This is a genomic window from Duganella sp. GW821-FHT01E12, from assembly GCF_059422325.1.
The window spans coordinates 125,316-137,621 of record NZ_JBWKWR010000008.1 but is presented as its reverse complement, the minus strand read 5'-3'; the positions used below and the strand labels follow the sequence as shown (position 1 = coordinate 137,621).

Below are 12,306 nucleotides of genomic sequence, written 5' to 3'. Positions count from 1 at the left end.
AAAAGCATGAACCGTTCTATCCTGATGGCGCTGGCACTGGCCGGCCTGGCCACCACGGCCCAGGCGCAAACACCCAAAGAGCAATTCAACGCGGAATCGAAACGCATCGCCACCCGCTACGCGGAAGACAAGAAGCTGTGCTCGGAAGAAAGCGAATCAGCCGCGCGCATGCAATGCACGCGCGACGCCAAGTCCGAATACGACAAATCGATGGCGCTGGCCAAGGCCCAGCTCAAGGCCAGCCCGGCCAAGCCCGGCAGCTGCATGGAATGCGGCAAGGTGACCTCGGTCGTGGTCAGCGACAAGGCCGGCGAAGGCAGCGCGCTGGGCCTGATCGCCGGCGGCGTGGCCGGCGCCCTGCTGGGCAACCAGGTCGGCAGCGGCCACGGCCGCGAACTGGCCACCGTGGCCGGCGCGGCCGGCGGCGCCTACGCCGGCAAGAAGATCGAAGAGAACGCCAAGTCCAGCAAGCAGTGGACCGTGCACGTGCAATACGAAGACGGCAAACAGGCCAGCTTCAACTTCGACCACGACCCGCGCATGCTGACGGGCGACCGGGTCCGCAACGACAACGGCAACCTGGTCCGCAACTAGGCCCAATCGAAACAGCCTCCGGGCTGTTTTTTTTATCACTGGAGAATCCGTGCACCACCCCGCCTTCCCTCCGCAATGGCAGCCGCTGGTAGACCAGGCCGCCACCACGCTGCGCACGCTGGCGCTCGACGAGAACGCCAAGGAAAAATTCTGCAACGACCCGCTGCTGCGGCCCTATATGCACAAGGTTTCGCAGCGCTACGTGGCCGGACGCACCGTGGCCGAGGCCCTGCAACGGGTCGAGCACATCATCGCCCAGGGCCATGCGGCCTCGGCCGAGTACATGGGCGAGAGCGTGCGCGACGAAGGCTTCGCGATGGCCGAAACGGAAGTGTTCATGGAGCTGACCCGCGCCATCGGCCAGCGCAACCTGAACTGCTCGGTGTCGCTGGACCTGTCGCATATCGGCATGACGGTGGACCGCGAGCTGGGCTACCGCAACGCCCGCCGCATCGCGCTGGCGGCCGCCGAGATCAACCGCGAAGTGATGATCTCGATGGAAGGCGCCGACCGCGCCGACGACATCTACGCCATCTACGCGCGGCTGCACCAGGAAGAAGGCTTGCACAACGTCGGCATCACCGTGCCGGCCAAGCGCCACCGCACCGCGCAGGACCTGCCGTCGCTGATGAAGATCCCCGGCCGCATCCGCCTGGTGAAAGGCGCCTTCCTGGAAGCGGAAGACATCGCATACAACCGCAACAGCCCGGAGCTGGCAGCAGCCTACCGCCGCCACGCCCAAGAACTGCTGCTGAGCGGCCACAAGTGCTCGATCGCCACGCACGACCGCGGCATCCAGCAAGACCTCAGCGCCTTGATCCTGAAAGAGCGCATCGACCCGCGCTGGTATGAATTCGAATCGCTGATCGGCTTGGGCACCGAGCAGATCGCCGGGCTGCACGCGCGCGGCTTCCCCACCCGCGAGTACGCCGTGTTCGGCGACGAGCACTTCCTGTACGTGCTCAACCGCATCGCCGAAGAACCGGTGCGCGTCTACCAGGCCATCATCGACGTGATGCAAGATTGGGGTCAAGTCTGACATTCGGACACGAGCTCTACCCTAAGCGCCTGCTTAAGGTAGAGCCCGTGTCCGATTGTCAGACTTGACCCCAGTGGTTTTAAGACGGGATTAGAACTGGTCTTCGCTCAGCGCCAGCACGCCGGCGCTGCCGTCGATGATGGCGATGCGCAGGCTCGACGACTGCGACAGGATATGGTCGGCGAAGAAGCGCGCGGTGACAATCTTGGCCTTGTAGAAGCTGGCGTCGCCTTCGTTGGCGTCCAACTTCTGCTGCGCCACCAGCGCCGCGCGCGCCATCTGCCAGCCACCCAGCACCAGGCCGGCCAACTTCAGATACAGCACGCTGCCGGCGAACACGCCCTTGATGTCGCTCTTCATATTGACCACCACGAAGTCCACCACCGCCTCCAGGTCCTTGCTGCCGGACGACAGCTGCGCCAGGATGGCCTTGAAGTCCGCGCCGCCAGCCGCAGCCAGCTGCGCCTCGGTCGCGCGCACCTGGGCGATGATGCTCTTGGCCACGGCGCCGCCGTCGCGCACGGTCTTGCGGCCGACCAGGTCGTTCGCCTGGATCGCCGTCGTGCCTTCGTAGATGGTCAAAATCTTCGCATCGCGATAGTGCTGCGCCGCGCCAGTCTCTTCGATGAAGCCCATGCCGCCATGCACTTGCACGCCGTCGCGCGTGACGTCCTGCGACATCTCGGTCGACCAGCCCTTGATCACCGGCACCAGATACTCGTACACCGCCAGGTTGGCCTTGCGCACCTCGGCGTCGGCGTGGCTGTGCGCCACGTCGCTGATGCCGGCGCCGACGTAGGCCAGCGCGCGCGCCGCCTCGGTCTGCGCACGCATCGACATCAGCATGCGGCGCACGTCCGGATGATGAATGATCGAGACCGGACCAGCCGAACCGGCCAGGTCGCGCGACTGCACGCGGTCCTTGGCGAAGGCCACGGCCTTCTGGTAAGCGCGCTCGGCCAGGCCGATGCCCTGCATGCCGACACCGAAGCGGGCCGCGTTCATCATGATGAACATGTACTCCAGGCCACGGTTCTCCTCACCCACCAGCGTGCCGATGGCGCCGCCGTGGTCGCCGAACTGCAGCACGGCGGTCGGGCTGGCCTTGATGCCCAGTTTGTGTTCGATCGACACGCAATGCGCATCGTTGCGCGCGCCCAGCGAGCCGTCGGCGTTGACCAGGAACTTCGGCACGATGAACAGCGAAATCCCCTTCACGCCGGCAGGCGCGTCCGGCGTGCGCGCCAGCACCAGGTGCACGATGTTCTCGGTGAAGTCGTGCTCGCCGTAGGTGATGAAGATCTTGGTGCCGAACACCTTGTAGGTGCCGTCGCCCTGCGGCACGGCGCGGGTGCGCACGGCGGCCAGGTCGGAGCCGGCTTGCGGCTCGGTCAGGTTCATGGTGCCGGTCCATTTGCCCGACACCAGGTTCTCCAGGTAGATGGCCTTCTGCTCATCGCTGCCGGCGGTCAGCAGCGCCTCGATCGCGCCGTCCGACAGCAACGGGCACAGCGCGAACGAGATGCTGCCGGCGTTGAGCATTTCGATGCATGGCGTCGCCAGCAGCTTGGGCAGACCCTGGCCGCCGAACTCCACCGGATGCTGCACACCCTGCCAGCCAGCCTCGGCAAACGCCTTGAAGGCGTCCTTGAAGCCCTTGGAGGTGGTGACCTGGCCGTCGTGCCAGAAGCTCGGCTCCTTGTCGCTCGGATTGTTCAGCGGCGCCACCACGTTGGCGACGAACTTGGCGTTCTCCTCCAGCACGGCTTCGGCCGTGTCCGGGGTGGCGTCCTCATTGCCCGGCAGCGCGTTGACGGCGGCCAGGTCGGCCAGTTCGTTCATCACGAACAGCATGTCTTTCAGGGGTGCTTGATACGGCATCTTATCTCTCCAAGAAAAAGGCCACGGCAATCCGGTCGTCCGGATCAGCGTGGCCCTGTGTTCATAACGGGTTAATTAGCCCAGTTCTGCGACCAGTTGCGGCACGATTTCAAACAGATCGCCCACGATGCCGTAGTCGGCAACGGAGAAGATCGGCGCTTCCGGATCCTTGTTGATCGCGACGATGGTCTTCGAATCCTTCATGCCGGCCAGGTGCTGGATCGCGCCGGAGATGCCGACGGCGATGTACAGCGTCGGCGCGACGATCTTGCCGGTCTGGCCAACCTGCCAGTCGTTCGGCACGTAGCCGGCGTCGACCGCTGCGCGCGATGCGCCCATGGCGGCGTTCAGCTTGTCTGCCAGCGGTTCCAGGATCTTGAACGCTTCGCCCGAGCCCATGCCGCGGCCGCCGGAAACGATGATCTTGGCGGCGGTCAGTTCAGGACGATCCGACTTGGCCAGCTCGCGGCCGACGAAGGCCGACTTGCCCATATCGGCAACAGTGGCAACGGTCTCGGTGGCGGCCGAACCGCCGGTGGCGGCGGCGGCGTCGAAGCCGGTCGAGCGCACGGTGATGACCTTGACCTTGTCCGACGATTGCACGTAGGCGATCGCGTTGCCGGCGTAGATGGGACGCTCGAAGGTGTCAGGCGAGTCGACCTTGGTGATTTCCGAGATCTGCGCCACGTCCAGCTTGGCGGCCACGCGCGGCAGGATGTTCTTGCCGTAGGCGGTGGCCGGAGCCAGGATGTGGCTGTACGAAGCGGCCAGCGCCAGCACCTGCTCGGCGATGTTCTCGGCCAGGCCGTCGGCGAAGTAAGGGGCGTCGGCCACGATGACTTTCGACACGCCGGCGATCTGCGCGGCGGCGGCAGCGGCGGCGCCGGCGTTCGAGCCAGCGACCAGGACGTGCACGTCGCCACCGCATTGGGCTGCGGCGGTCACGGTGTGGAGGGTGCTGCCTTTCAGGCTAGCGTTGTCGTGTTCTGCAATAACTAATGCGACCATGATTTATCCTTTAGATGACTTTAGCTTCGGTGCGCAGTTTCGCGACCAGGGTTGCGACGTCTGCTACCTTGATGCCGGCCGAGCGCTTCGCAGGCTCGACGACCTTCAGGGTTTTCAGACGCGGGGTCACATCGACGCCCAGGTCTTCTGGCTTGGTCACATCCAGCGGCTTTTTCTTGGCCTTCATGATGTTCGGCAGCGTCACATAGCGCGGCTCGTTCAGGCGCAGGTCGGTGGTGACGATGGCAGGCAGGGTCAGCGCCAGGGTTTCCAGGCCGCCGTCCACTTCGCGGGTCACGGTGACCTTGCCGTCTTCCAGCACCACTTTCGACGCGAACGTCGCTTGCGGCCAGCCCAGCAGCGCAGCCAGCATCTGACCGGTCTGGTTGGAGTCGTCGTCGATCGCCTGCTTGCCCAGGATGATCAGCTGCGGTTGCTCTTTGTCGGCCAAGGCCTTGAGCAGCTTGGCCACGGCCAGCGGTTCCAGTTCAACGGCGGTCTCCACCAGGATGCCACGGTCGGCGCCGATGGCCATGCCGGTGCGCAGGGTTTCCTGGCACTGGGTCACGCCGCACGATACGGCGACCACTTCGGTCACTTTGCCGGCTTCTTTGAGGCGCATCGCTTCTTCCAGCGCGATCTCATCGAATGGGTTCATCGACATTTTGACGTTGGCAATATCAACGCCCGTGCCGTCGGACTTGACGCGCACCTTGACGTTGTAGTCGACCACGCGTTTGACGGGTACCAAGACTTTCATAGCTATGCCTTTGGAAAAAGTAAGAATTCGGGACTAAATTATGTGGGCTAGATTATATGAGAAATTCAGCACGCACAAGAAAATAAAGCACGATCGTGCGTTTTTTAGCTAGTAGAAATCGTCTAAAAAATAAATCTGATAGACGATGTTTCTAGGGAAAAAGAAGCGGAAGGCTTATTTGCGCCGCATCAAAAAGACGAATTCGCGGCCGATCTGGACATGCGACAACAGGGCGTTGCCGGTCTGCTTGGCAAATGCCTGGAAATCGCGCACGGAACCGGGGTCGGTCGCCATGATGCGCAGGACCTCGCCACTTTGCAACTCGGACAAGGCTTTCTTGGCCTTGAGAATCGGCAGCGGACAGTTCAGGCCGCGCGCGTCGAGTTCTTTGTGGAATTCCATGATTTCGTTTTCAAGTATCGTGTCGCTCATCAAGAACCCGCATGTTTTGTTAGGACTGTCGTCATACTACTCCAAAACGGAACGCATGACGCGCTGCACCAAAATAGTTCGTAGTGCGTTGCAAGTTTGCAACGGGAGCTGGCAAGTATACAACAGCTCGCTCCAGACAACAACGGCCTGCGTGAGACACGCAGGCCGCATAGTTACTGCATTACAAGGCTTTTTGGCAACTTAAGCGCGCTCGCCCACCCATGCCGGAACAGCCGCCAGCGCCGCTGGCAAACCGCTAGGATCGGTGCCGCCGGCCTGCGCCATATCGGGGCGTCCGCCGCCTTTTCCGCCCACTTGTTGTGCAACGAAGTTCACCAGCTCGCCGGCCTTGACCTTGGACGTGGCGTCCGCCGTCACGCCCGCGATCAGGCTGACCTTGCCGTCGGCCACGCTGGCCAGCACGATGGCGGCGGTCTTCAGCTTGTCCTTGAGCTTGTCCATGGTTTCGCGCAGACGCGCCACGTCGGCGCCCTCCAGCACCGCCGCCAGCACCTTGATGCCGTTGACGTCCACCGCCTGCGTGGCCAGCTCGTCGCCCTGGCCCGAAGCCAGTTTCGATTTCAGCGCGGCCAGCTCCTTCTCCAGCGCCTTGACGTGGTCCTGCACCTGGCCGATACGCGCGGTCAATTCCTCCGGCGTCGACTTCAGCGCGGCCGAAGCGTCCAGCAGGCGGCGGTTCATGGTTTGCACCAGCGCCAGCGCGCCCTCGCCCGTCACGGCCTCGACGCGGCGGATGCCCGCAGCGACGCCGCCTTCACCGGTGATCTTGAACAGGCCGATGTCGCCGGTGCGGTGCACGTGCACGCCGCCGCACAGCTCTTTCGACGAGCCGATGTCCAGCACGCGCACTTCGTCGCCGTACTTCTCGCCGAACAGCGCCATCGCGCCGTGCTTGACCGCGTCGTCGAAGGACATGTGCTGCGCCTTGGTCGCCTGGTTTTCCAGGATCTCTTTGTTGACCTTGGCTTCCACTTCGGCGATCTGCTCGGCCGTCAGCGGCGCGTTGTGGCTGAAGTCGAAACGGGTCTTGTCGGGATCGACCAGCGAGCCCTTCTGCGCCACGTGCGAGCCCAGCACTTCACGCAGGGCCTTGTGCATCAGGTGGGTGGCCGAGTGGTTGCGGATGGTGCGCGCGCGCTTGGCCTCGTCCACGTTGGCGCTGACCGCGTCGCCCACCTTCAGCGAACCGGATTCCAGCACGCCGTGGTGGCCGAACACGTCGGCCTGGATCTTCAGCGTGTCGCTGACGCTGAACTGCGCCGCGCCCGTGCCGATCACGCCCTGGTCGCCCACCTGGCCGCCGGATTCGGCGTAGAACGGCGTGGTGTCCAGCACCACGATGCCGGCCTGGCCGGCCTTCAGTTCCTGCACCGGCGTGCCGCCCGCGTACAGCGCGACGATCTTGCTGTTGTGGCTCAGGTTGTCGTAGCCGACGAATTTGTTCTTCTCGCCCGAGTACTCGACCTTGGCATCCTTGGTGGTCTTGCCGCCTTTGCGCGACAGTTCCTGGCTTTCCTTCAGCGCGGCGTCGTAGCCGGCCTGGTCGAACTCGATGTTGCGTTCGCGGCAGATGTCGGCGGTCAGGTCAGGCGGGAAGCCGTAGGTCTCGTACAGCGTGAAGGCGGTGGCGCCGTCGATGCCCTTGCCGTCCTTGGCCAGCTGGGCTTCCAGCACTTTCATGCCGGTCTCCAGCGTCTCGCCGAAGCGCTCTTCCTCGGCCTTGAGCATCTGGGCCACGCGGTCCTTGGCTTCCTCCAGCTCCGGATAGGCGGCGCCCATCTCGATGGCCAGGTCGGCCACCAGCTTGTAGAAGAACGGCTTGGTCTGGCCCAGCTTGTGGCCGTGGCGCAGCGCGCGGCGGATGATGCGGCGCAGGACGTAGGCGCGGCCTTCGCTGCCGGGGATCACGCCGTCGACGATCATGAACGCGGCGGCGCGGATGTGGTCGGCGATCACGCGCAGCGATTTGTTTTCCAGGTCGGTGGCGCCGGTTTCGCGCGCGGCGGCCTTGATCAGGTGCTGGAACAGGTCGATCTCGTAGTTCGAGTGCACGTGCTGCAGTACGGCGGCCAGGCGCTCCATGCCCATGCCGGTGTCGACGCACGGCTTCGGCAGCTTGTGCATCACGCCCGCTTCGTCGCGGTTGAACTGCATGAACACCAGGTTCCAGATCTCGATGAAGCGGTCGCCGTCTTCGTCGGGCGAGCCTGGCGGGCCGCCTGGAATCTCGGCGCCGTGGTCGTAGAAGATCTCGGTGCACGGGCCGCACGGGCCGGTGTCGGCCATCTGCCAGAAGTTGTCCGACGCGTAGCGCGCGCCCTTGTTGTCGCCGATGCGGATGATGCGCTCCTTCGGCACGCCCACTTCGTTGGCCCAAATGTCGTAGGCCTCGTCGTCTTCCTGGTAGACGGTCACGGTCAGCTTCTCGACCGGCAGGCCGTAGACCTTGGTCAGCAGTTCCCACGCGAAGCTGATGGCGTCGCGCTTGAAGTAGTCGCCGAAGCTGAAGTTGCCCAGCATTTCGAAGAAGGTGTGGTGGCGCGCGGTGTAGCCGACGTTTTCCAGGTCGTTGTGCTTGCCGCCGGCGCGCACGCAGCGCTGCACGGAGGTGGCGCGGGTGTACGGACGGCTGTCGGTGCCGGTGAACACGTCCTTGAACTGCACCATGCCGCTGTTGGTCAGCAGCAGGGTCGGGTCGTTGCCAGGCACCAGGGAGCTGGAACGGACAATCGAATGACCCTTGGATTCAAAAAACTTGAGGAATTTGTCGCGGATTTCAGATGATTTCATGTCGTAAGCAGTGGTAGCTGGCAGATGCAAAGGGTTGATTATATATGACCGTGAGGCGCATAGGGTCTTAGGTGAAAGTGGGTCCGATCAAATCGATCCGGTCGGTGCAGAAGCCGTCCACGCCCCAGGACAGGATCTCCCTGCCCCGTTCGGGATCGTTGACGGTGTAGCAAAACAGCCCGTAGCCGGCGGCCTTGATCTGCGCCGCCAGCTCGGGCGTCAGGTGCTTCTGGTTGGTGTGGATGGCCACCGCGCCCAGTTCGCGCGCCTGCGCCTGCCAGTCGGCGGGGATCTTGTCCAGCAGATAGCCGCGCGGCAGCTCGGGCGCCGCGTCGCGGGCGGCGGCCAGCGCCTCGAAGCTGAACGAGGACAGCAAGGGCACGGCGGCCGGCTCGCCGGCGGCGATCTCGGCGGCGTAATGCTCGCGTGTTATTTTTGCAACCCAGCTGCCGGTCTCGCGCTCGAAACCGCCGGCAGGCTTGATTTCCACGTTCATCCAGATACGCTGCTGCTTGCAATAATCGATGAACTGGGTAAAGAATGGCACCGGCTCGTCGCGGAATTGCGGCCCGAACCAGCTGCCCGCGTCCATCGCGGACAGGTCGATGGCGTCGGTGGCCGCCACGCTGCCCTGCCCCGCCACCGTGCGGCCGAACTCGGGATCGTGCATCACCATGCCGATGCCGTCGCGCGACAGCATGACGTCGAACTCGACCGCGTGAAAGCCGTAGGCCAGGCCGGCGCGCAGGCCGGCGATGGTGTTTTCCGGCGCCAGCGTACCGCCGCCGCGGTGTGCAACGATTTTTGGGTAGGGCCACATGGTGGATGCCTCGAAAGCTGAGATGGAAACGATGTCAACACTACCACGAATGCCGGGCGTGTCAAATAGCTGGGCCGCGCGCTTGCTGTTGCTCGCGCTGCTGGCCGCCGCGCCCGCCGTCGCGCAGGAGGCCGCCGCCCTGACGCAGCAGCTGATCGTCGCCCGCGCCGCCGAGGTGTACGCCACGCGCCTGAACGATCACGTGCTCGACGCCGACGCCCGCTTCACGGCCCGCGTCAACGCCATCGCCGCCACGCTGATCGCCCGCGCCCGGCGCGACTACCCGGAAACGGCGGACTGGGCCTGGGAAGTCCACACCACAGGCGATCCCGAGCAGAACGCCGACTGCATGGCCGGCGGCAAAATCCTGGTCAGCCTGGCCTACGTGCAGCGGCTGGAACTGAACGACGCCGAGCTGGCCATGCTGCTGGCGCACGAAATCGAACACGCCGCGCTGCGCCACAACCTGAAGGAATACCAGCAGGCGCTGCGGCTGGACCCGCGCTGGGCCGGCCGTCCCTTCCTGGAGCTGGAACACGCGGTCGACCACGACAGCGATCTGATGGACCAGCTGGCGCCCACCAACTACGCGCAGGAGGTCGAAGCCGACCGCGAAGGCCTGCTGCTGGCGTGGCGGGCCGGCTGGCCGGCGGCGCAGCTGGCGGCTTACTTCCGGAAGATGTACCGCGGCAGCGCCGAGCCGCGCCGCAGCAAGCCGGACTACCCGTCGCCGCAGCTGCGCTGGCAGGCCGCGCGCGAACTGGCGGCCGCCTTGCAAAAAAATTATGTGCAAGCGCCGGGCGAGCCACTACACTAGCGGCCTGATCGGTTTACTCAAAAGGTTACACACATCATGACAGCTCCAAAAGCGCTAGGCCATATCCGCGTCCTCGACCTGAGCCGGGTGTTGGCGGGACCGTGGTGCTCGCAGAATCTGGCCGACCTCGGCGCCGACGTCATCAAGATCGAACGGCCCGGCAGCGGCGACGACACCCGCGCCTGGGGCCCGCCCTACGCCAAGGACGCCGACGGCCACGACACCACCGAGGCGGCCTACTACCTGGCCGCCAACCGTGGCAAGCGCTCGGTCACGATCGACATCGCCAGCGCCGACGGCCAGGCGCTGATCCGCGAGCTGGCCAGCCATTGCGACGTGGTGCTGGAAAACTTCAAGGTGGGCCAGCTCAAACGCTACGGCCTCGACTATGAATCGCTGAAGGCTATCAAGCCCGACCTGGTCTACTGTTCGGTGACCGGCTTCGGCCAGGACGGCCCGTACGCGCACCGCGCCGGCTACGACTTCCTGATCCAGGGCATGGGCGGCCTGATGTCCGTCACCGGCGAGCGCGACGACCTGCCCGGCGGCGGCCCGCAGAAAGCCGGCGTGGCGCTGACCGATTTGATGACCGGGATGTACGCCACCATCGCCATCCTGGCCGCGTTGACCCACCGCGACCGCAGCGGCGAGGGCCAGTACATCGACATGGCCCTGCTGGACGTGCAGGTGGCGATGCTGGCCAACATGGGCAGCAACTACCTCAACAGCGGCAAGCCGCCCAAGCGCTGGGGCAACGCGCATCCGAACATCGTGCCCTACCAGACCTTCCAGTGCGCCGACGGCTACATCATCGTCGCCACCGGCAACGACGGCCAGTACCAGAAGTTTGTCGAAGTGGGCGGCCGCGCCGACCTCGCCACGCACGCGCGCTACGCCACCAACCCGCTGCGCGTGCAGCACCGCGACGAGCTGGTGCCGCTGCTGGCGGACATGGTGCTGGCGCAGCCGCGCGACTTCTGGATCGAGCAGCTGGAGGCGGTCGGCGTGCCGTGCGGCCCGATCAACAACCTCGACGACGTCTACAAGAACCCGCAGGTGCTGGCGCGCGGGCTGGTGATGGACGTGCCGCATCCCACCGCCGGCAGCACCAAGCTGGTACGCAGCCCGATGAAGATGTCGGCCACGCCGACCGGCAACGCGGTGGCGCCGCCGCTGCTGGGCCAGCACACCGACGAGATCCTGCGCGGCCTGCTGGGCCAAAGCGACGAGGACATCGCCGCGCTGCGCGCGCAGGGGGTGCTGTGATGGACAAGCTGGTCGCGGAACTGAAACGGCTGTACCTGCTCGACGACCAGGAGTGCTTCCCGGCCGGCGCGCTGACGGCGGACATCCTGGCCCAGCACCTGGGCGGCGAGAAGACCAGCGCCATCAACCTGGTGTCGGACAACGGCCTGGTGCGCACGCTGATCGTCGACTTCAACCGCATGGGCGACGCGCCGGCGCTGCAGCACTGGGACCGCCTGTGCGGCGTGGCCAACGCGCTGCAGGACCAGCTGGGCCTGCCCGCGCCGGCGGTCAGCATCAGCGGCGGCGCGGGTTATTCGCTGTGGCTGTCGCTGGAGACGCCGGTGCCGCTGAACCAAGCGCAGCACTTCCTGCACCTGCTGCGCAGGACCTACTTCCCCGACATCCCGAACGAAGAGATCGGCCTTCGGCCCGACACGCTGACCAGCACCACGGCCGAGCTGCCACCCTGCCTGCACGTGGCCAGCAACACCTGGGCCGCCTTCATCAATCCCGGCATGGGGGCGTCCTTCGCCGACGAGACCGGCCTGGAGATGATGCCGCCCCACGCCGCCCAAGCCGCGTTCCTGGAAGGGCTGCAAAGCATCGGCGACCGGCAGTTCACGCAGGCGATCAACATCATGCATCCGCCGCAAGGCCGGGAACGCCCGCACAAGGCCGCTGCGCCGGCGCCGCACGCCAGCCCGGCCGGCCTGCTGCTGAAGGACGCGACGCTGGAAGACATCATCCAGCACCTGCACGCCAAAAACATCGAGCCCACCTTCCGCCATCTGATGCCCAAGGACTCGGCCTTTTAACCGCTTGCGCTTGTCCTGGTCAAAACGCCCGATCCGCCGCGATTAGCAACACCCCGCCACACTTGCCCCAAATATATTCGT

At 65.1% G+C, this 12,306-nt stretch carries 11 protein-coding genes; 5 read left to right on the top strand and 6 right to left on the bottom strand.

The window, feature by feature from the left end:
* The first annotated feature begins 6 nt into the window (after positions 1 to 6).
* Together AC07WS_RS21600 and AC07WS_RS21595 are read left to right on the top strand one after the other, a co-directional pair.
* Positions 7 to 594, top strand: a complete 588-nt coding sequence (locus tag AC07WS_RS21600) for an outer membrane lipoprotein (RefSeq protein ID WP_494731069.1) — start codon at positions 7 to 9, stop codon at positions 592 to 594.
* A gap of 49 nt (positions 595 to 643) precedes the next feature.
* A complete protein-coding gene (locus AC07WS_RS21595; protein ID WP_494731068.1) occupies positions 644 to 1,633 on the top strand; it encodes a proline dehydrogenase family protein in 990 nt (329 codons plus the stop codon).
* A gap of 90 nt (positions 1,634 to 1,723) precedes the next feature.
* Here the strand turns inward: AC07WS_RS21595 and AC07WS_RS21590 are convergent, their stop codons facing one another.
* From AC07WS_RS21590 to ugpQ, 6 genes are all read right to left on the bottom strand, one after another.
* On the bottom strand, positions 1,724 to 3,514 hold the full coding sequence (locus AC07WS_RS21590) for an acyl-CoA dehydrogenase (RefSeq protein ID WP_494731067.1): 1,791 nt from the start codon (positions 3,512 to 3,514) through the stop codon (positions 1,724 to 1,726).
* A 75-nt stretch (positions 3,515 to 3,589) separates the two neighbouring features.
* Positions 3,590 to 4,522, bottom strand: a complete 933-nt coding sequence (locus tag AC07WS_RS21585) for an electron transfer flavoprotein subunit alpha/FixB family protein (RefSeq protein ID WP_494731066.1) — start codon at positions 4,520 to 4,522, stop codon at positions 3,590 to 3,592.
* 10 nt (positions 4,523 to 4,532) lie between these two features.
* Complete coding sequence (locus tag AC07WS_RS21580) at positions 4,533 to 5,282, bottom strand: electron transfer flavoprotein subunit beta/FixA family protein (RefSeq protein WP_494731065.1); 750 nt, start codon at positions 5,280 to 5,282, stop codon at positions 4,533 to 4,535.
* 174 nt (positions 5,283 to 5,456) lie between these two features.
* Positions 5,457 to 5,714, bottom strand: coding sequence for a sulfurtransferase TusA family protein (locus AC07WS_RS21575; protein WP_229219459.1), 258 nt, complete (start codon positions 5,712 to 5,714; stop codon positions 5,457 to 5,459).
* Between the two features lie 201 nt (positions 5,715 to 5,915).
* On the bottom strand, positions 5,916 to 8,525 hold the full coding sequence (gene alaS / locus AC07WS_RS21570; protein ID WP_494731064.1) for an alanine--tRNA ligase: 2,610 nt from the start codon (positions 8,523 to 8,525) through the stop codon (positions 5,916 to 5,918).
* Between the two features lie 67 nt (positions 8,526 to 8,592).
* Positions 8,593 to 9,345 carry a glycerophosphodiester phosphodiesterase gene (ugpQ, locus tag AC07WS_RS21565; protein ID WP_494731063.1) on the bottom strand — a complete coding sequence of 251 codons (753 nt, stop codon included), beginning with the start codon at positions 9,343 to 9,345 and terminating at the stop codon, positions 8,593 to 8,595.
* Between the two features lie 58 nt (positions 9,346 to 9,403).
* Here ugpQ and AC07WS_RS21560 point away from each other — a divergent pair, with 58 nt between their 5' ends.
* From AC07WS_RS21560 to AC07WS_RS21550, 3 genes are read left to right on the top strand one after another with little or no spacing between them, the layout of a single operon-like run.
* Positions 9,404 to 10,162 carry a M48 family metalloprotease gene (locus tag AC07WS_RS21560; protein WP_494731062.1) on the top strand — a complete coding sequence of 253 codons (759 nt, stop codon included), beginning with the start codon at positions 9,404 to 9,406 and terminating at the stop codon, positions 10,160 to 10,162.
* A 36-nt stretch (positions 10,163 to 10,198) separates the two neighbouring features.
* Positions 10,199 to 11,428 (top strand): CaiB/BaiF CoA transferase family protein, encoded by a 1,230-nt coding sequence (locus AC07WS_RS21555; protein ID WP_494731061.1) that lies wholly within the window; start codon positions 10,199 to 10,201, stop codon positions 11,426 to 11,428.
* Positions 11,428 to 12,225 (top strand): hypothetical protein, encoded by a 798-nt coding sequence (locus AC07WS_RS21550; RefSeq protein ID WP_494731060.1) that lies wholly within the window; start codon positions 11,428 to 11,430, stop codon positions 12,223 to 12,225. The genes AC07WS_RS21555 and AC07WS_RS21550 overlap by 1 nt, the downstream gene beginning before the upstream one ends.
* Positions 12,226 to 12,306 lie beyond the last annotated feature (81 nt).